At 60.7% G+C, this 18,057-nt stretch carries 21 protein-coding genes; 11 read left to right on the forward strand and 10 right to left on the reverse strand.

The annotated features are described in order from the left end of the window. The first annotated feature begins 145 nt into the window (after nt 1–145). The 4 genes from N2A41_RS18885 to N2A41_RS18900 are packed head-to-tail and all read left to right on the forward strand — an operon-like array spanning nt 146 to nt 4,337. Nucleotides 146–1,132, forward strand: a complete 987-nt coding sequence (locus N2A41_RS18885) for an ABC transporter ATP-binding protein (protein ID WP_260109459.1) — start codon at nt 146–148, stop codon at nt 1,130–1,132. After that, on the forward strand, nt 1,129–2,094 hold the full coding sequence (locus N2A41_RS18890; RefSeq protein ID WP_162119101.1) for an ABC transporter permease: 966 nt from the start codon (nt 1,129–1,131) through the stop codon (nt 2,092–2,094). Before N2A41_RS18885 ends, N2A41_RS18890 begins: the two co-directional genes overlap by 4 nt. Then, complete coding sequence (locus N2A41_RS18895; RefSeq protein WP_260109460.1) at nt 2,084–2,896, forward strand: ABC transporter permease; 813 nt, start codon at nt 2,084–2,086, stop codon at nt 2,894–2,896. Before N2A41_RS18890 ends, N2A41_RS18895 begins: the two co-directional genes overlap by 11 nt. Nucleotides 2,897–2,909: 13 nt before the next feature. Further along, nucleotides 2,910–4,337: a gamma-aminobutyraldehyde dehydrogenase gene (locus N2A41_RS18900; protein ID WP_260109461.1), complete on the forward strand. Its 1,428-nt coding sequence runs from the start codon at nt 2,910–2,912 to the stop codon at nt 4,335–4,337. 78 nt (nt 4,338–4,415) lie between these two features. Here N2A41_RS18900 and N2A41_RS18905 read toward each other — a convergent pair whose 3' ends face one another. Then, nucleotides 4,416–5,039 (reverse strand): YjbE family putative metal transport protein, encoded by a 624-nt coding sequence (locus tag N2A41_RS18905; protein ID WP_260109462.1) that lies wholly within the window; start codon nt 5,037–5,039, stop codon nt 4,416–4,418. A 167-nt stretch (nt 5,040–5,206) separates the two neighbouring features. Here N2A41_RS18905 and N2A41_RS18910 point away from each other — a divergent pair, with 167 nt between their 5' ends. After that, on the forward strand, nt 5,207–5,380 hold the full coding sequence (locus tag N2A41_RS18910) for a DUF1328 domain-containing protein (protein WP_004678026.1): 174 nt from the start codon (nt 5,207–5,209) through the stop codon (nt 5,378–5,380). Nucleotides 5,381–5,666: 286 nt separating this feature from the next. Here the strand turns inward: N2A41_RS18910 and N2A41_RS18915 are convergent, their stop codons facing one another. The 3 genes from N2A41_RS18915 to N2A41_RS18925 are packed head-to-tail and all read right to left on the reverse strand — an operon-like array spanning nt 5,667 to nt 7,630. Then, nucleotides 5,667–6,113 carry a DoxX family protein gene (locus tag N2A41_RS18915; RefSeq protein WP_170282076.1) on the reverse strand — a complete coding sequence of 149 codons (447 nt, stop codon included), beginning with the start codon at nt 6,111–6,113 and terminating at the stop codon, nt 5,667–5,669. Between the two features lie 57 nt (nt 6,114–6,170). Beyond that, entirely contained in the window at nt 6,171–6,635 is a 465-nt protein-coding gene (locus N2A41_RS18920; protein ID WP_170282077.1) for a tetratricopeptide repeat protein, read from the reverse strand. A 20-nt stretch (nt 6,636–6,655) separates the two neighbouring features. Beyond that, entirely contained in the window at nt 6,656–7,630 is a 975-nt protein-coding gene (locus N2A41_RS18925) for an MBL fold metallo-hydrolase (RefSeq protein ID WP_170282078.1), read from the reverse strand. A 298-nt stretch (nt 7,631–7,928) separates the two neighbouring features. On the opposite strand from N2A41_RS18925, the gene N2A41_RS18930 reads away from it, so the two are divergent. Together N2A41_RS18930 and N2A41_RS18935 are read left to right on the forward strand one after the other, a co-directional pair. Continuing rightward, entirely contained in the window at nt 7,929–8,684 is a 756-nt protein-coding gene (locus tag N2A41_RS18930) for a sigma-70 family RNA polymerase sigma factor (protein WP_170282079.1), read from the forward strand. Then, complete coding sequence (locus N2A41_RS18935) at nt 8,681–9,481, forward strand: anti-sigma factor family protein (protein WP_170282080.1); 801 nt, start codon at nt 8,681–8,683, stop codon at nt 9,479–9,481. Before N2A41_RS18930 ends, N2A41_RS18935 begins: the two co-directional genes overlap by 4 nt. Nucleotides 9,482–9,535: 54 nt before the next feature. Here N2A41_RS18935 and N2A41_RS18940 read toward each other — a convergent pair whose 3' ends face one another. Next, nucleotides 9,536–10,204 carry a DUF1345 domain-containing protein gene (locus tag N2A41_RS18940; RefSeq protein WP_170282081.1) on the reverse strand — a complete coding sequence of 223 codons (669 nt, stop codon included), beginning with the start codon at nt 10,202–10,204 and terminating at the stop codon, nt 9,536–9,538. 93 nt (nt 10,205–10,297) lie between these two features. Continuing rightward, the gene (gene tal / locus N2A41_RS18945; protein ID WP_170282082.1) at nt 10,298–11,263 is read right to left on the reverse strand and encodes a transaldolase; all 966 of its coding nucleotides are present in this window, start codon (nt 11,261–11,263) and stop codon (nt 10,298–10,300) included. A gap of 425 nt (nt 11,264–11,688) precedes the next feature. Here tal and N2A41_RS18950 point away from each other — a divergent pair, with 425 nt between their 5' ends. Then, on the forward strand, nt 11,689–12,669 hold the full coding sequence (locus N2A41_RS18950; protein ID WP_170259878.1) for a sugar-binding transcriptional regulator: 981 nt from the start codon (nt 11,689–11,691) through the stop codon (nt 12,667–12,669). 133 nt (nt 12,670–12,802) lie between these two features. On the opposite strand, the gene N2A41_RS18955 is transcribed toward N2A41_RS18950, so the two are convergent. Then, the gene (locus N2A41_RS18955) at nt 12,803–13,675 is read right to left on the reverse strand and encodes a bifunctional helix-turn-helix domain-containing protein/methylated-DNA--[protein]-cysteine S-methyltransferase (RefSeq protein ID WP_260109463.1); all 873 of its coding nucleotides are present in this window, start codon (nt 13,673–13,675) and stop codon (nt 12,803–12,805) included. Nucleotides 13,676–13,854: 179 nt separating this feature from the next. After that, nucleotides 13,855–14,352 carry a DUF2244 domain-containing protein gene (locus N2A41_RS18960; RefSeq protein WP_170277179.1) on the reverse strand — a complete coding sequence of 166 codons (498 nt, stop codon included), beginning with the start codon at nt 14,350–14,352 and terminating at the stop codon, nt 13,855–13,857. On the opposite strand from N2A41_RS18960, the gene nth reads away from it, so the two are divergent. Then, nucleotides 14,351–15,157 (forward strand): endonuclease III, encoded by an 807-nt coding sequence (gene nth, locus N2A41_RS18965; RefSeq protein WP_222384504.1) that lies wholly within the window; start codon nt 14,351–14,353, stop codon nt 15,155–15,157. The two genes, N2A41_RS18960 and nth, sit on opposite strands and share 2 nt — an antisense overlap. Here the strand turns inward: nth and N2A41_RS18970 are convergent. Continuing rightward, nucleotides 15,122–15,700 (reverse strand): TetR/AcrR family transcriptional regulator, encoded by a 579-nt coding sequence (locus N2A41_RS18970; RefSeq protein ID WP_222384503.1) that lies wholly within the window; start codon nt 15,698–15,700, stop codon nt 15,122–15,124. The two genes, nth and N2A41_RS18970, sit on opposite strands and share 36 nt — an antisense overlap. A gap of 80 nt (nt 15,701–15,780) precedes the next feature. Between N2A41_RS18970 and N2A41_RS18975 the strand changes: the two genes are divergently transcribed. Continuing rightward, on the forward strand, nt 15,781–16,206 hold the full coding sequence (locus N2A41_RS18975; RefSeq protein ID WP_162119112.1) for a VOC family protein: 426 nt from the start codon (nt 15,781–15,783) through the stop codon (nt 16,204–16,206). Nucleotides 16,207–16,209: 3 nt separating this feature from the next. Here the strand turns inward: N2A41_RS18975 and N2A41_RS18980 are convergent, their stop codons facing one another. Further along, complete coding sequence (locus N2A41_RS18980; RefSeq protein WP_170277021.1) at nt 16,210–16,923, reverse strand: sulfate transporter family protein; 714 nt, start codon at nt 16,921–16,923, stop codon at nt 16,210–16,212. 238 nt (nt 16,924–17,161) lie between these two features. On the opposite strand from N2A41_RS18980, the gene N2A41_RS18985 reads away from it, so the two are divergent. Then, a complete protein-coding gene (locus tag N2A41_RS18985) occupies nt 17,162–18,016 on the forward strand; it encodes a MurR/RpiR family transcriptional regulator (protein ID WP_260109464.1) in 855 nt (284 codons plus the stop codon). Nucleotides 18,017–18,057 lie beyond the last annotated feature (41 nt).

Genomic DNA, 18,057 nt, shown 5'->3' on the forward strand with positions numbered 1-18,057 from the left:
CCGCCGAATTCCTGCCGAAACACCAAGGTATTTGCGAAAGGGGTACGGCAGATTAAGCCCCTTCCCCTCGTGGGGAGGGGTTTGGGGCGGGGTCATATGAACCAAGACCGCAGCCTCTCTAAAAGCAAAGAAGCCGGAGCCCCCAATGACGTCAGCCGTTCGTTTCCAGCAGGTATCGCGCCATTTCGGTCAGGTTCGCGCCGTCGACGGCGTCGATCTCGAGATCGCGCCGGGCGAGTTCTTCGCGATGCTTGGCCCCTCCGGCTCGGGCAAGACGACGTGCCTGCGATTGATAGCCGGCTTCGAACAGCCGACATCGGGCCATATCCAGATCTTCGGCGAGACGGCCGAGGGCGTCCCGCCCTATCGCCGCAACGTCAACACTGTATTCCAGGACTACGCGCTCTTCCCGCATCTGAACATCCTCGACAATGTCGCCTACGGGCTGATGGTCAAGGGCATCGGCAAGGCGGAGCGGATGAAGGCAGCAGGCGACGCCCTCGAGCTCGTCAAGCTGCCGGGTTACGGCGCCCGCCGCCCCGGCCAGCTGTCCGGTGGCCAGCGCCAGCGCGTGGCCCTGGCCCGCGCGCTCGTCAACAAGCCGAAGGTGCTGCTGCTCGACGAGCCGCTCGGCGCCCTGGACTTGAAACTGCGCGAACAGATGCAGGAGGAGTTGAAGAGCCTCCAGCGCGCGCTCGGCATCACCTTCATCTTTGTCACTCACGATCAGGGCGAGGCCCTGTCCATGGCCGACCGCGTCGCCGTCTTCAACGATGGCAACATCGTGCAGGAGGGCACGCCGCAGGATATCTACCGCCGCCCGAAGAACCGCTTCGTCGCCGATTTCGTCGGCTCGTCGAATGTCATCGCGCCTGATCTGATGGCCTCGTTCGGCGGCGAAAGACGCTGGGCAAGCCTTCGTCCCGAAGCAATCCGGCTGGCAGGCGACGGCGTCGAGGCGCAGGTCGACAATGCGAGCTTCCTCGGCGCAGCCACGCGCCTCACCGTTGGCCTCCGGGGGGCGCGGCTGCATGTGATGCTGCCGGCGGGCGCAGATGTGCCTGTCGTCGGCGCCGGCATACGCCTTGCCTGGCAGCCCGGCGATATCCACTACATGGATGACGCGGCATGACGGCGATCTTCATCACCTCCAATGAGGCGACATCGATTCTTCCGGGGCGCGGCGGCCTCTTCGGCCGGCTGTCCGATGTCTTCTGGCGGCACCCGAAACTGCTGCTCTTCCTGATGCTGACGCCGCCGCTGCTTTGGCTCGCCATCATCTATATCGGTTCGCTGCTCGCCCTGCTTCTGCAGAGTTTCTTTTCGATCGACGATTTCTCAGGCCTGGTGAATTACGAATTCACCCTTTCGACCTATGCGCAGCTTCTAAACCCGACGAATTTCGACATCATCATCCGCACTTTCGTCATGGCAGCGCTGGTGACCATCGCTTCCGCCTTGATCGCTTTCCCGATCGCCTACTACACAGCGCGTTATGCGCAAGGCAAATGGAAGGCGCTTTTCTATCTCGGCATCATGCTGCCGCTCTGGTCGAGCTATCTCGTCAAGATCTACGCCTGGAAGCTCATCCTCGCCAAGGAAGGCATACTCACCTGGATCTTCGAGAAGGTGCATCTCTCTTGGCTGCTGGACGGCATCCTGAACCTGCCTGTTATCGGCGGCAATTCGCTTTCGGTGAGCTACCTCGGCACCTTCATCGTCTTCGTCTATATCTGGCTGCCTTATATGATCCTGCCGACACAGGCAGCCCTCGAGCGTGTGCCCGGCAACCTGATCGAGGCCTCGTCCGATCTCGGCGCCACGCCGCGCCAAACCTTCCGCACCGTGCTGCTGCCGCTGGCATTGCCCGGCATCGTCGCCGGCTCGATCTTCACCTTCTCGCTGACATTGGGCGATTATATCATCCCGCAGATCATCGGCTCGTCCAGGCTCTTCATCGGCCAGGCGGTCTATACCCAGCAGGGAACGGCCGGCAACGTGCCCCTGGCGGCCGCCTTCTCCGTCGTGCCGATCGTCATCATGGCGCTCTATCTCTGGCTCGCCAAGAAACAGGGGGCCTTCGATGCGCTCTGACCTCAAGACATCGCCGCTTCCCCTGAAGATCGCAGCCGCCGGCGGGCTGCTCTTCCTGCACCTGCCGATCCTCTTGATCTTCGTCTACGCCTTCACGACGGAGGAGAAGAGCTATCAGTGGCCGCCGCCTGGCCTGACGCTGCAATGGTTCGCGGTTGCCTGGAACCGGTCTGATGTCTGGTCGGCGCTTGGGCTTTCCGTGCAGGTCGCCGTCATCGCCACGGCGATCGCGCTGGTGCTCGGCACGCTCTCTGCGGCAGCCGTCAGCCAGACGAAATTCTTCGGCCGCGAGGCGATCTCACTGCTCGTCATCCTGCCGATCGCCCTTCCCGGCATCATCACCGGCATTGCGCTGCGTTCCGCCTTCAGCCTGTTCGATATTCCGTTTTCGGTCTGGACCATCGTACTCGGTCACGCCACCTTCTGCGTCGTGGTCGTCTACAACAATGCGGTCGCCCGCTTCCGCCGCACCTCAGGCTCGCTGATCGAGGCCTCGATGGATCTCGGCGCCGACGGCTTTCAGACCTTCCGCCATATCATCCTGCCGAATATCGGCACCGCACTTCTTGCCGGCGGCATGCTCGCCTTCGCGCTGTCCTTCGACGAGGTCATCGTCACCACCTTCACCGGCGGCCAGCAATCGACCTTGCCGATCTGGATGCTCGAAGAGCTCATCCGCCCGCGCCAGCGCCCGGTCACCAACGTGGTCGCCATGGTCGTTGTGCTGGTTACCTTCCTGCCGATCCTGGCAGCCTATTACCTCACCCGCGACGGCGACCAGATCGCCGGCGGCGGCAAATAACAGGGAGAACATCATGGATATCCAAATGTTGATCGGTTCCCGCTTTGAAAAAGGCACGGAAACTGAAGAGCACGTCCTGAACCCAAAGACGGGCGAAACGGTGTTGGACCTTGCCGAAGCGTCGCTTTCCCAGGTCGACGCTGCCGTCGATGCCGCCGAAAAGGCCTTCAAGAGCTGGTCGCAGACAACGCCCGGTGAGCGCTCCGGCTACCTGCTGAAGATCGCCGATGCAATCGAAAAGGATGCCGTCGGCTTCGCCACGCTGGAAGCGCTGAACTGCGGAAAGCCGATCAATGCGGTGTTGAACGACGAAATCCCGGCGATCGTCGATTGTTATCGCTTTTTTGCAGGCGCCGTGCGCAACCTGCACGCACCGGCGGCCGGCGAATACCTGCCCGGCCACACCTCGATGATCCGTCGCGATCCAATCGGCATCGTCGGCTCGATCGCGCCGTGGAACTATCCGCTGATGATGATGGCCTGGAAGCTGGCGCCAGCGATCGCCGGCGGCAACACCGTCGTCTTCAAACCCTCGGAGCAGACGCCGTTGACGGCGCTGAAGATGGCCAAGCTACTCTCCGAAATCATTCCCGAGGGCGTCGTCAACGTCATTCTCGGCCGCGGCGAAAGTGTCGGCAATGCGCTGATCAATCACGCCAAGATCGGCATGGTCTCGATCACCGGCGATGTCGCCACCGGCAAGAAGGTGCTGCAGGCTGCTGCCAAGACGGTCAAGCGCACGCATCTGGAACTCGGCGGCAAGGCCCCGGTCATCATCTTCGACGATGCCGATATCGATGCCGTCGTCGCAGGCATCCGCACCTTCGGCTATTACAATGCCGGCCAGGACTGCACGGCCGCCTGCCGCATCTATGCCGATGCCAAGGTCTACGACAATTTTGTCGCCGACCTCTCCTCCGCCGTCTCGAGCATCCGCTTCAACCAGGCCGATGATACCGAAAACGAGATCGGCCCACTGATCTCCAAGCGCCAGCGCGACCGCGTCGAAAGCTTCGTCGCCCGCGCTTCCGAGCACAAGCACATGGAAATCACCGCCGGTGGCAAGATTTCCGGCGACAAGGGCTTCTTCTTCACCCCGACGGTCATCGCAGGCGCCACGCAGGACGACGAGATCGTCCGCCGCGAGGTCTTCGGCCCGGTCGTCTCGGTCACCCGCTTCTCCGATGCCGACGACGCCGTTGCCTGGGCAAACGACAGCGACTACGGCCTGGCCTCCTCCGTCTGGACCAAGGATATCGGTCGCGGCATGAAGACCGCCGCCCGCCTGCAATATGGCTGCACCTGGATCAACACGCATTTCATGCTGGTCAACGAGATGCCGCATGGCGGCCTCAAACAGTCGGGCTACGGCAAAGATATGTCGGTCTACGCGCTGGAAGATTACACGGCGGTGCGCCACGTGATGATCAATCACGGCTGACGGCGAAAGATATCCCATAGATATGAAGCGCGCCTCCGGCCGAACGACTGCTCGACGCGACATCCGCCGCGGAATATCTCAAGCCGTGTGGCCGTAAAGCGCCAGCAATTGTTCGCCGCCGCTCCAGACCATGTCGAACGCGACATAGACGATGATCGCAAGGCCGATCCAGCCGATCCACCTGAAGCGGTTGAGCAGCTTGGCGACGAAATTCGACGCGACGCCCATCAGCAGCACCGAAAGGAGGAGGCCGAAGATTAACGCGTTTGTGTTCTCTTTCGCAGCACCGGCAACGGCGAGCACATTGTCCAGCGACATCGAGACGTCGGCGAAGATGATCTGGCCGATCGCCTGCCGGAAGAGCTTCGGCTTGATATGGGAGACCGCATCGCCGGCATGAGCTTCCTCCGCTTCCGCCGAGAGCAGCTCGCAGCCCATCGTCCAGCAGATCCACAGCAGCATCAGGCCGCCGGCAAGCGTGATGCCGGTGATGACAAGAAGCCTGGCAGCGATAACGGCGAAGATGATGCGGATAACGGCCGCCGCTGCAATGCCGACGGCGATCGCCTTGCCGCGCAGCTCGCTGACGAGGCCGGCAGCGGCCATGCCGATGACGATGACATTGTCTCCCGACAGGAGGAGATTGATCACGACGACTTCGAAATAAGCGGAGATTGTATGTTGGTCCAGAAAAGCTGGCATGATGGCGGAGCTTTCATCGATGGGCAAATCGACAATTTCTTGAAACAGATCGTATAGGCTTTGAAAAGAGCCTCATTTACCCAGGGAGAACGCCAGCCCATTTCAAATGAACTGGAACAATTTGCCGGTTGCTGCGTCTTTCCCAGGCAACCGCAAAGGATGACGTCATGTTGAAATGGGCTCTGATATTTTTCGTGATTTCGATCATCGCCGGCTTCTTCGGTTTCTCCGGCGTCTCCGCCGCCACCGCGACGATAGCCCGCGTTCTCTTCGGCATCGCGCTGGTGATCTTCCTGATCTTCCTCGTCCTTGCACTGATGGCCGGCCAGGCGGTTCTGTAAGCGGACGGACGGCTCAGCGCAGCCTGAGGCATGTCGCGCAAAAAGTGTGCGGCGGCTTTGCAAGCACGACATGTGGAAATCAAAGGGAATCGGAAAGATCACGACGCGCCTGAGGCTCGTTCCGACACACGATTCGGAGGAGAGATTGAGATGGAGGGGCGGCGCGGCTTCTCGCCCCTCTACTCGGCCCTTCGGTAACGGGCGGCGGCCCTTTTGATCCCGCCGCATATTCCACGTGCCATCGTCATTCGTTCTCTTGCCAAGGTATGCTGACTTCGGCGCATATTCACGACAACGCCGCCCTCAGCCAGGGATGCATCCCGGCCCGCTTTCTCAGCAGCCTGTCGATCGATATGGCTCCCGCACCCGAAGCCGCCAGGACGAACATGCCGCCGGCAATCGCCAAGTCTTTCTCGAAATGCAGCAGCTCGTTCTGGCTCGCAAAGTTCGTGTGAAAGAGCAAGGCGGTCGCCAGGCAGAAGAGCGCCAGCGCCAGTGCGCCAAGCCGGCTGAGGAAGCCTGTCGCAACGGAAAGGCCGGCGCCGATCTGAAGGGCAATGGTGGCAAGCGCGACCGGCGCCGATAGCCCCAGTTTCGCGAAAATGTCGATGGTCGCCGTGATATCTGCCGCGAGTGACCAACCTTCGTGCAGGAAGATCAGCGACAGCAAGAGCCTGCCGAGGAAAAGAATGAGATCGGCCAGTCCGGGCCGGCTTGAGGCGCTTTCCATCATACCCTCCAGTTAGAAGAGCAGGCGGCTCTCCCGCCTGCTCTCGCGTTCATATGCTCGTCAATTGCCGTCCTTGGCCGCGATGACCTTTTGCAGATCTTCGAGTTCCTCGCAGCCGCTCGGACAAAGTTGCTTCAGCGATGACACCTGCTCCTCCGCCTTCGCCATATCGCCCGTCTCGACATAGAGTTCGCCGAGATATTCACGCGCTGCCCTGTGATCGGGCTGCAGCTCTAGCGCCTTGGTGTAGTAGGTCAGCGACGTTCTGTAGTCGCCGGTCTTGCGCAGCGTATATCCCATCAGATTATAGACATCCGCCTGCTGGTTGTCTTCGGCAAGACCGCGAAGCTCTGCCAACGCACCAGCATAGTCCTTGGCATCGATCTTGGCGCGCGCCGAGGTCAGGTCGGGAGCGTCTGTCGATTGCATGTTGTCGACGGCAAAGGCGGGAAGCGCCGTCACCGCGGAGAAGCCTGCGGATATAGCGCAAAGCCAGATGTATCCGAGAATTGCATATTTCGTCATGGTGATCTCCTTTCGGCCTTTCAGGCCTGGATTGTCGGCGTGAAGCCATAGGCGCTTCCGTCCTTGACAAAGGTGCCGGAGCCAGGGAATGGAAAATGTGAGCCGCAAATCGCGATATTGTCGGCAATGATGCGGTCGATAAGACGGCGGCGAGTGTCGATGGCCGTCGGCCCATCCTGGTCGTAGCTGCCTTGCCACTCAGGATGGGGTGCGAGCAGCGCCGGCACATACATGATATCGGCCGAGACGAGCAGTTGCTTGCTGCCGGAGGCGACAAGATAGGTCGAATGGCCGGGCGTGTGGCCGGGCGCGGCGACAAGCTGCACGCCGGGTGCGACTTCGGCACCATCGGCGACGAGCTTCCAGTTCTTCCATTTCGGAAAGACCTCAGCGATACGCTTGCCTGCCGGTTTGCGGCCTTCGGCGAGCTTTTCGACGCGGCCGGGCGCGGTCCACCAATTGTATTCGTCGGCATTGACGATGAGCTCGGCATTCGGGAAGATGGGATTGTTGGTGCCCTTTTCCATCAGTCCCCAGACATGGTCGGGATGGAAATGCGAGATCATGATCGTATCGATCTTCTTGTAGTCGATCCCCGCCGCGGCCATGTTCGCTGGCAGATGGGTGGCATTTTCCTGCCACTGGCCGACGCCCGAGCCGGCATCCATCATGATCAGGCGGTTACCGAGCTTCAGGACCACGACGGTCAGCGGGATCGGCATGAACTCGGTGGTAAGCCCGGCCTTCGATAGCGCCTCCTTGGTATCCTCGATCGAGGCATTCTTGATGAAGGCCGGGTCATGCGGCTTTCTCCAGATGCCGTCGTAGATTGCCGTAGCCTCGATATCGCCGACCTTGTATTTATAGAAGCCGACCGCCGGCTCCAACGGAGTTGCAGCAAATGCCGGCATGACGAATTCAAGCTTCGACGACAGCCCGAATGCTGCCGCCGCAGCAGCCGACCCCAGGACGGCGCGACGTGACATGGTAAACATGATATGTCTCCTCTTGTTGATGGCATTTCTGGTGGCGAAGACGGCTATTGCTCAGATGTCCTCGCTGACAAACTAGATCGCCGGCGGGGCACGCTTATTCCCGATCTTGGGTGTTATTTCTTCAAGCGATTGAAAAACAAGCGTGATTTCTATCGCGTGCGACCAGCATCCCGCTGCATGCAGAAAAATCGGCGCCGACGTGGAATAAAACCGCGTGCCGATCGGTCTAGACGGCAAGGACCGCATTGCATGCCTGCCGGTCTCACGCCTAGATTCTGCTGCTGTTGAGGCAGGGAGGATGATGACAAACGCTCAGATCACCTATCCCGTCGGTTCGACCGATTGGATGCTGCTGTTGGCCCGGCACGCGTCAGGGACCCGCATTCGGCCATCACCGCTAGCGGTGTTTCTCGGCGGCGTGGGCCGACTATTGCACCTCATGGTCTCGGAAAAATCGAGCAGCGATCCGATCGCTTCGACGGCGGATGCGACCATGCAGCGCGAGTTCATGCAGCGCTTTCAGGACATGATCGTTCCGCATCTTGACGCGGCCTATAATTTTGCCCGCTTCCTCAGCCGCGACGCAGATGCCGCACAGGATATTGTTCAGGAAGCGTTCCTGCGCGCCTACCGCAATTTCGAAACCTATCGTGGCGGCGATCCGCGCGCCTGGCTCTTTGCCATTGTGAGGAACTGCTGCCACGTCTGGCGCAAGCAGGATCGCCGCAAAGCGCGGTTCGAGCAGCCTATGGGCAATGACGGTTACGCTGACCCTGATGAAGGTGGTGAGTATCAGATCGCCTCGGAGGAGGATTCGCCGGAGACAGAAACGATCCGGCGAAGCGAGCAGCAGCGCGTGCGCGCCGTTATCAGCCGGCTGCCGGAGGCGATGCGGGAAATTCTTGTCTTGCGCGAGCTTGAGGATCTCTCCTACCGGCAGATCGCCGAGATCATCGATGCGCCGATTGGCACTGTCATGTCGCGGCTTGCCAGGGCGCGGCGTGACTTTGGCGAAGCCTGGGATGCATGCAACAAGAGCGAGACCGCAGGATGAGTGAAGCCCAACGGAAAGGCTGCCCGGAATGGCGCGTCATGCTGCACGGCTTTGTCGATGGCGAACTGGATTCCGCCCATGCAGCGCAGTTCGAGGATCATCTTGCCAGCTGCGCGCATTGCAGGGCGGAGATGGAAAGGGTCCGTGCCGTGAGAGAGATCATCGATCAGGATGGCGTCAAGTGGCGTCCGCCGGAGGCACTGCGATCGCAGGTCCTGTCGATGCTGTCATTCGAACAGGCAGCGGCGGCGTCCAGCCTGCCCCCGCCGCGCCAGGCGCCTGTCTGGCACCGCGTCTTGGATTTCATTCGGAAATGGAGCTTCGTGCCTTCGCTTGCGGTCCTGGCGGCAGGCACCATCCTATTTGTCAACGCGCCGTCGCAGACTGTGCTTTTGCAGGACCAGATCATGGCAAGCCATGTCAGGTCGATGATGGCCGATCATCTGACCGATGTGCTGACCTCGGATCAGCATACAGTAAAACCTTGGTTCAACGGCAAGGTCGATTTTTCGCCGCCGGTCAGCGATCTCGCCAAGGATGGCTTTCCGCTGGTCGGCGGACGTGTCGACTATATCGGTGATCGCGCCGTTGCGGCCCTCGTCTACCGGCGCCATGGCCACGTCATCAACCTGTTCATCTGGCCGACGGCATCGGCCGCGCAGACGACGACGGTGCACGACGGCTACAACATGAAGCAATGGTCGGATGGCGGGCTCGTGTTCTGGGCGATTTCGGATGTCGCCGCGGGCGACCTGGCCGAGTTCGAGTCCGTCTTCAGGGCGGCGGCGAGAGCATGATGCCTAAAAGTGTGAGCGGTTTTCAGATGACATCACGCTCCAGTTTTTAATGATCTAAAGCAAGCTCGCCCCGACATTGATCGCAAGCGCCAGGATCGTCGTGTTGAACAGGAACGACAGCACCGCATGCAGCAGCGTCAGCTTGCGCATGCTGGTCGAACTGACCGCGACATCCGCCGTCTGAGCGGCAACGCCGATGGTGAAGGAGAAATAGAGGAAATCCCAGTAGCCGGGCTCCTCGATTCCATCAGGAAACTTGAGGCCGCCTTCTTCGTCCGAACCACCATAGAAATAGTGGGCATAATGAATGGTGAAAAGCGTGTGCAGGAAGATCCAGGAGATCAGGATCGTCAGCACCGCGACACCTGCCCGTGCCAGCGCGACATCAGGTGCCGCCTCCTTGATCGAATGAAGCTCGAGACCGATGCCGGCGATGCTGGCAAGTGCCGCACCGATCGAAAGAGCCAAGAGGACGGTGTCGGAGAAATCGAGATCCGCCGAGCGTTTCCGGATGCTTTCAACCGTCGCCCGCAACATCTTGCGCCAAGTGAGCGCGACAAAAACGCCGGCGCTGACATTCCAGCCGAACAGGATGTTGCCGGCGCTGACCTCACGCGAGGTCACAGCCAAGAAGACCACCAGTCCGGCAAGGGCGGCGATGATGAAGCTCGCATGCTTATAGGCAAATGCCGTGAGCGAATTTGCTCGTTCCTCATCCGCCATATCGGTCTCCGACAGCATATGCCCTTGACAACACCACGAAAAAGGCGCGCCTGCCAGCCGGCAGCCGCGCCTTCGATTGCATGCCGTGCCTTATCAGGCGGCGGCGAACTGCAGTTCCTTCTGCACCATGGTGCGCAACGTTCCGAGATCCTTGGCGAAGGCGCGGATGCCTTCGGCGAGTTTTTCGGTCGCCATCGCGTCTTCGTTCATCATCCAGCGGAAGGTCTTCTCGTCGACCGAGACCTTCGGGTCCGGCTTGCGGCTCTCCGGCGACAGCTTGCGGTCCAGCTTGCCTTCATCCTTGGCGAGCTCGTCGAGCAGGTTGGGGCTGATGGTCAGGCGGTCGCAGCCGGCAAGGGCTTCGATTTCGCCGGCGCTGCGGAAGGAGGCGCCCATGACGATCGTCTTGATGTCGTTGGTCTTGTAATAGTTGTAGATTTCACGGACGGAGATGACGCCCGGATCTTCCTCAGGGGCGAACTCCTTGCCGGTCGACTTCTTGTACCAGTCGAGGATGCGGCCGACGAAGGGCGAGATCAGGAACACCTTGGCGTCGGCGCAGGCGATCGCCTGGGCCTTGCTGAAGAGAAGCGTCAGGTTGCAGTCGATGCCTTCCTTCTGCAGCACTTCCGCGGCGCGGATGCCTTCCCAGGTGGAAGCGAGCTTGATGAGGATGCGGTCCTGACCGATGCCGCGATCCTTGTAGGCGGCAATGATTGCGCGCGCCTTGGCAAGCGAAGCCTCGGTATCGAAGGACAGGTCGGCATCGACCTCGGTCGAGACGCGGCCCGGGACGAGCTTCACTAGGGCTGCACCGACGGAGATGGCAAGACGATCGGCGACGGCAGAAGAAACGGCTTTGGGATTGCCGCCCTGCTTCTTGCCCCAGGCGACGGCTTCCTTGACGGCGTCGGCAAACATCGGCGTGCCGAGAGCCTTGAGCACGATGCTGGGGTTTGTCGTGCAATCCACAGGCTTCAGGCGGGCGACGGCTTCGATGTCGCCGGTATCGGCGACCACGGTGGTAATCTCACGGAGTTGGTCAAGCTTGGATGTCATGGTCAATAATCCTTGTTGAACTTGGGCTGCGACCGGCGCGCGTTCCGCCGGGCAAGGTGATCTACCGACAGGTAGTTTGCATGCTGCAGGCGAAAAGGCGCGCATCCGTTACGGATGATTCATAAACGTGAAGGACAGTGGCCCTGTTCCGGCCGCGAACGAACGGCAGCTCAAACGCAAGCGATGCCGCTTGCGGCTGGAGGGCCAGTCGTGACTTTCGGTATGCCCGCACTATGTCCTCCTCGGACGGACAAGAACGACGTATGTCACCCGGACTATCGCCATTTGCCCTACGAAAAGTCAAGGACATTTGTGCATTTCAATTGACATAAGTGTCACACCCGTCATTATCCCCGGCAACAAGGGCGTCGCTAAGGCCTTTCATCCCATGAGGGATCTAGGGCACGAAATCGTGCGGAGGAGATGTGGTCAAGCTCAAACGCGGTACGCACACGGCCTATTCGGAGGCATCCTCGCTGCGGCTAAGGGCGGCATGGCTCTATTACAACGAGGGTCTGACCCAGAAGGATGTTGCCGAACAGCTCGGCATCAGCCGCACCACCGTCATCCGCCTGCTCGACGAGGCGATGAAACGCAGCGAAGTCCAGATCTGGATCAACGATTCGATTGGCGACTGCGTTGAACTTTCGGTGAAGCTGGAGCATGCCTTTGGCCTCGACGAGGCGATCGTCGTCCCTGCGCCGGTCAATGGCGACGTCAATTCACTGGCTAAAAATGTCGGCCTGGCGCTTGGCCAGTTCCTCTCAGAAGCGATCCCGAACGACTACACCATCGGCGTCGGCTGGGGCCGCACCATGACCGCCTCGCTGTCGAGCTTCCGGCCGCCGCGCCGCGCCAATTGCAAGGTCGTCTCGCTGCTCGGCGGTATCGTCGCCGTGCATCAGACGAACCCGATCGATTACACATGGCGACTGGCAAACCAGCTCGGTGCCGAATGCTACATGTTCCTGGCGCCGCTTCTCGTCGATTCCATCGAGACCAAGCGCAATCTGATCGAGAAATGCGGGCTGGACACGATTTATCGTCTCGCCGAGAACCTCGATCTGGCGATCGTCAGTTGCGGCGATATCGGCCCGCATTCGACCTCGCTGTCGGAAGGCTGGATATCGAAGGCCGAGTTGCAGGAGTTGATCGATGCCGGCTGCGTCTGCGACACGATGTTCAACTTCCTCGACAAGGACGGCAATTCGGTCGACCATTCGATCAACCGCCGCGTCATGTCCGTCGACCTCGACACGCTGAAGGAGGCAAAGCACATCGTGCTTTCCTCCGGCGGCGCCCATCGGGCCGTGGCGATCCGTGCGACGATCAAGCGCATCGGCTGCAACACGCTGATCACCGACGAAAGTGCTGCACGAGCGTTGCTGGAATTGGCGGAGACATAACGGCTTGACTCTTCTCACCCGCGGGGGTCCGAAGGACGGGTCGAGACCCGCGGCTCGACCTCGGTCGGTGCCGGCAGGCGGCTGGGGGAGCGATAGGCGGCGAATGACCCACCGCTTCGCTCCACAAACCCGCTCAGGCGTGCGCCGATTCCCAGCCGAGCATCGCCCGTTTGCGGGTGAGGCCCCAATGGTAGCCCGTCAGCGCGCCATTCTTACCGAGCGCCCGATGGCAAGGCACCACGAAGGAGATCGGGTTTGCCCCGACCGCCGCACCCACGGCGCGCTGCGCCGTCGGCCGGCCGATATCGTTGGCGATATCGGAATAGGTGACGGCCTTGCCGAACGGGATTTTCAGCAGGCTCTGCCAGACGCGCACCTGAAAATCCGTACCGATCAGCACGACACGCAGCGGCTGGTCGCAGGACCATTTGCCGGGCTCGAAGATGCGGGCGGCATAGGGAACCGTCGCCTGCAGGTCTCCGACATAACGGGCGTTTGGCCAGCGGCAGGTCATATCCTCGAGGCAGGCCCGCTCGTCGCCGGAATCGCTGAAGGCAAGGCCGGCAAGGCCGCGATCGGTCACCATGATCAGCGCCACGCCGAAGGGGCAGATGTGGAAGCCGTAGCGGATGGTGAGACCACCGCCCTTCGCCTTCCATTCGCCGGGCGACATCGCCTCATGCGTGACGAAAAGATCGTGCAGGCGGCTCGGCCCGGAGAGGCCGACCTCGATCGAGGTCTCGAGCAGCGGCATGTCTTCCTTGCGCAGCAGTCGCTTGGCGTGGTCGAGCGTCACCGCCTGCAGGAAGCCCTTGGGCGATAGCCCAGCCCAGCGGGTGAAGGTCTTCTGCAGCTGGGTCGGCGACTGGTTGAGCCGCGCAGCGATCGTTTCCAGCGAAGGCTGGTCGCGGTAATCCTCGGTGATGAGTTCGATCACCCGACGGACAATGTCATAATCAGGGCCGTCAGGCGTGATGTCTGTCTGCGGGTTGGCAATCATATTCATCGTCTTTCTCCTTGTAACAAGGAGATAGTCAATAGGGGGTGAGCAAACCACCCGTTTCTTGCGCGGTCGCTGGATAGAGCAATGCCAGGAAAAGTGCGAAGCGGTTTTCCGTCCGGAATTGCGTAAAAACAAAAGTTAGAGCGGTTCTGCGCTTCCGTGAAAAGCTGAACCGCTCTAGCTCAGATCCGCTGCTTGACCGTCGCCAGTGCTCCCTTGAAGGCTTTGGCGAAGCTTTCGCGATCGTCGGGATTGAGGAAGGAGCCGATATCCGTACGCCGGCCCTCGCCGAAGATATGCATGGAAAGGATGCCGATCTCCTGGTGCCGGCGAACGAGGAAGCGCGCCCAGGACGGATTGAAATGATGCTCCACCATCCGTCCCGATGGCGCAAACTTACGCACCGACACATCCGTGCGCGACACCGTCACCTGTTCGCGCGCTTTCCCGGAGCGGTAATTCAGCCAGAATGCGCCGTAGAGAAGCACGAAATCCAGTCCGAAGAAGAAGCCGATCGGCCAGGCCCCCGTCGCGATGAAGAACATGCCGTAAAGCAAGCAGACGGCACCGGATAGGGCAAGCAACACCTTGAAGCCCCGGCGGCCGAGCGACCGGTGGGGAAAGAGCTCGGCGGCGAAAACAGGCTGCTCGTTGAAGCTGTCGGCGTTGCTTTCCATCATGGCTGCTGAGTATAGAGTTTCCATGGCAAATCCGAAACTCAAATCCGTTAACAAGATGCCTCAGGACACGAAAGTGATCGTCCGCCGCAAACCGCCAGCCGCGGTGCGCACGGCCTATTCCCAGGCCGAGCGCGAGGAGATCTTCCGCCGCTTCTCGGTGCAGCGGCCGGAGCCGAGGGGCGAACTCGAGCACACCAACCCCTTCACGCTCGTCGTCGCCGTGGCACTTTCGGCGCAAGCGACCGATGTTGGCGTCAACAAGGCGACGCGCGCGCTCTTCAGGGTTGCCGATACGCCGGAAAAGATGCTCGATCTCGGCGAGGAGCGGCTGCGCGATTACATCAGAACGATCGGCCTTTACCGCAACAAGGCGAAAAACGTTATCGCGCTCTCGCAGATGCTGGTCGACCAATTCGGCGGCAAGGTGCCGGAGACGCGCGACGAACTGGTGAAATTGCCGGGCGTCGGCCGCAAGACGGCCAATGTCGTGCTTTCCATGGCCTTCGGCCAGGCGACGATGGCCGTCGATACTCACATCTTCCGAATCGCCAATCGCATCAGGCTTGCCCCCGGCAAGACGCCCGACGAGGTCGAGGCGCGGCTGATGAAGGTGATCCCCAGCCATTACCTCTATCACGCCCATCACTGGCTGATCCTGCATGGCCGTTACACCTGCAAGGCGCGCCGGCCCGAATGCGAGCGTTGTATCATTGCCGATCTCTGCAAATCGCCGGAGAAGAGTTGGGATGTGCCGGCTCCGCTGGTCGAGCTACCGCCGCAGGTGATCGGCGAGGCCGTCGAGTAGGACAGCGATCACCTGCTCGTAATGCAGCCTTTCCGCGCCCGCCTCGATCGCGATCGCCGCGCGATCGAAGGCTGCCGATAGCAGCGACGTCAGCGGTTCGAGCATAGCGCCGGCCTCCGGAAGCATAGCTGCAAGCCCTGCCCGCAGCGTCGCTTGCGCATTCTCTGCATCGATCGTCGCGCTCGCCGGCGGGCCGAGCACGGCAGGTGCCTCGATCAGCAGTAGCCGCGTGCGCCCTTGCGCCATCATTGCATCGAAATAGGCCGAGGCGCCGGCAATCAGCCCGGCACGCGGCGCGTCGTAGCACGCCGAGCGCGCCTCGATCTCCTCGGCCACCGCTTTCGCCTCGCATTCGATGACTGCGCGAAAAAGCGCCCTCTTGTCTTCAAAATGATGATAGAGCGCGCCACGCGTTACCCCAGCCGCCGCAACGATCTCCGGCGTCGAGGTTTCGGGATAACCTTTCTCGACGAAGAGACGTCGACCGGCATCGATCAGCGCCTGTCTCGTCTGTTCCGTTCTCTCGCGATTGCTGCGGCTCATACGTCCTCTTTACATACAAACAGAATGTATGTTAACACCCAAAAACATACAGATTGCATGCAAATAAAAGGAGGAAAGAGATGAAAGCGACCAGCTATTATCCGGTCATCATGACCGACGACGTCGCCGGCACCGCCAGCTTCTATTGCACGCATTTCGGCTTTAAAGCTCTGTTCGAGAGCGACTGGTATGTACACCTGCAATCGGCAGAGGAGGAGCATATCTCGCTTGCCGTCCTTGACGGCGGCCACGAAACCATTCCGGCCATAGCCCGCGGCAGGGTGTCCGGCCTGCTCCTCAATTTTGAGGTCGCCGATGTCGATGCGATCTATGCAGCCTGCCGGAGCGCCGGCCTGCCAATTCTGAGAGAAATCCGCGACGAGGATTTCGGCCAGCGGCATTTCATCACCGCCGATCCGAACGGCGTGCTGATCGACATCATCAAGCTGATCCCGCCAAGCGCCGAATTCGCGGCGATGTACGAGGCCTCCGCCCTGCCCGGTTGAGCCTCAGGCTCGCATCCCGGTGTCCCGTGCGGAAATCAGCTTGTGCAGATGCACCATCATGCCGGCTGCGAAAAGGGGCGTCAGAAGATTGACGATCGGGATGGCCAGAAAGAGGGCGATTACCAGCCCGCCGAGAAAGACGGTGGAGGCATGCTTGGCGCGGAAGAGCCGCGCCTCATCCGGCGAACGGAAGCGCATGGCGGCGAATTCGAAGAATTCCCGTCCGAGCAGATAGCCGTTCACCAGAAAGAACGCGACCAGATTGACGCCGGGGATAAACAGCAGCAACAATGCCACGATATTGCCGAGGATCACCACGCCGAGGAACTTGATCGAGCTCGCCATCGCCGGACCGAGCGGCATGGCGGTGCCCGGCGCATCCTTGGGATAGTCGCGCTTTTCGATGACATCGGCGACATCGTCGAGAAACAGGCCGGCGATCAGCGCCGTGACCGGCGACAGCAGCAGCGCCAGCATCAACGCAAGGCCGATACCGGCCAGGATCGCGAAGAGGAAAGCGAGCCATCCCGCCCAATCCGGCAGATCGGGAAAAAAACCCGTGAGCCAGGGAAAGAGGAAGATCATGAAGGCCCCGCGCAGCACGAACCAGAGGCCGACGAGCACGAGAATCGTCAGGCCGAGTACCTTCCAGAAGACAGAACGCGTTTCCGATGCGAACAAATTGGCGAGCGATAGTCGAGCGGCGTCAAGAATCATGTCCCAGGCGTCTCCGGTTGCGCCGAAGATGTAGGAAGGGTGGAGGCCATCGGCAAGAGAGAATAAAATTGCATTCTGTAATAGAAAACTTGTCGAAAACTGAATGCTAATATAATATTGTGAGGCATCTAGAAATACGCATGGGCCTGAGAAGCAGCTTCCGAGAATAGTTGCAAAGACAAGGGGGCGAGAAAGCGCACCCACGGAACGCCTCTGAGGGGAGACGGGGGAGGCTAACGTGGAAGACTTTGTGCACAAACTCAGGCAATACGCAAAAACCGGCACGCCGGCCGAACGCCGTATCGCGAAATATTTCACCGAACACCTGAACGACCTGCCGTTCGAGACGGCTGCGTCTGTCGCCGACAGGCTGGATCTTTCGCCGATGACCGTCGGGCGCTTCCTGCGCGCGCTTGGCTATCAGGGATTGGACAGCGTCAAGGTGGAGATTCGCGAGACCGTGACAGCATCGCCGGCGCAATTGCAAAGCGCCATGAGCGAGCTGCATGCGGACGCCGCGGCGGGCAAACCGCTCGCTGTGCTGGTTGCCGAACAGATCCAGGCCCTCCATCATATCTATCATCTGACGGCGCAGCCGCACTGGTCGGAAGCCGTCAGTTTGATCAGCACTGCCCGCGAAGTGTCGATCGCCACGCATGCGCGGCTCTCGAGCCTGGCCAATCATTTCTGCCAGCGGCTGACGCAAGCTCGCGACGGCGTGCACACGCTCGACGCCGCCGACAACCGTTTCGCGGAACTTTTCGCCCGACTGGCAGTCGACGACGCGCTGCTTGTCATCATTGACTGTCGCCGCTTCGCCAAGGCGCGGCTGCTGGCCAGAACGGCGCGGCGCTACGGCTATAAGGTCGTGCTCATTTCACCGCAGCAAGCGGACTGGATGGCGGACCAGTCGAACGTCATGCTGCCCTTGCCGCCCGCTCGCGCCCCCGATCTCGACAATCTTCCGCCGCTGATCGCGCTGCTCGATTGCCTGTCGGAATCCGTCATCCTCCAAGTCGGAGAGGAGGCCGCACTTCGCCGCCGCCGCATGATGGAATTCGCGACCGTCCTCGGCGAGACGGTAAACCATTAATTTGAACGGTTATACGCAGATTCAATGTGATGGAGCGTCCT

It is taken from the genome of Rhizobium sp. SRDI969, assembly GCF_025152725.1.
Classification (GTDB): Bacteria; Pseudomonadota; Alphaproteobacteria; order Rhizobiales; family Rhizobiaceae; genus Rhizobium; species Rhizobium leguminosarum_I.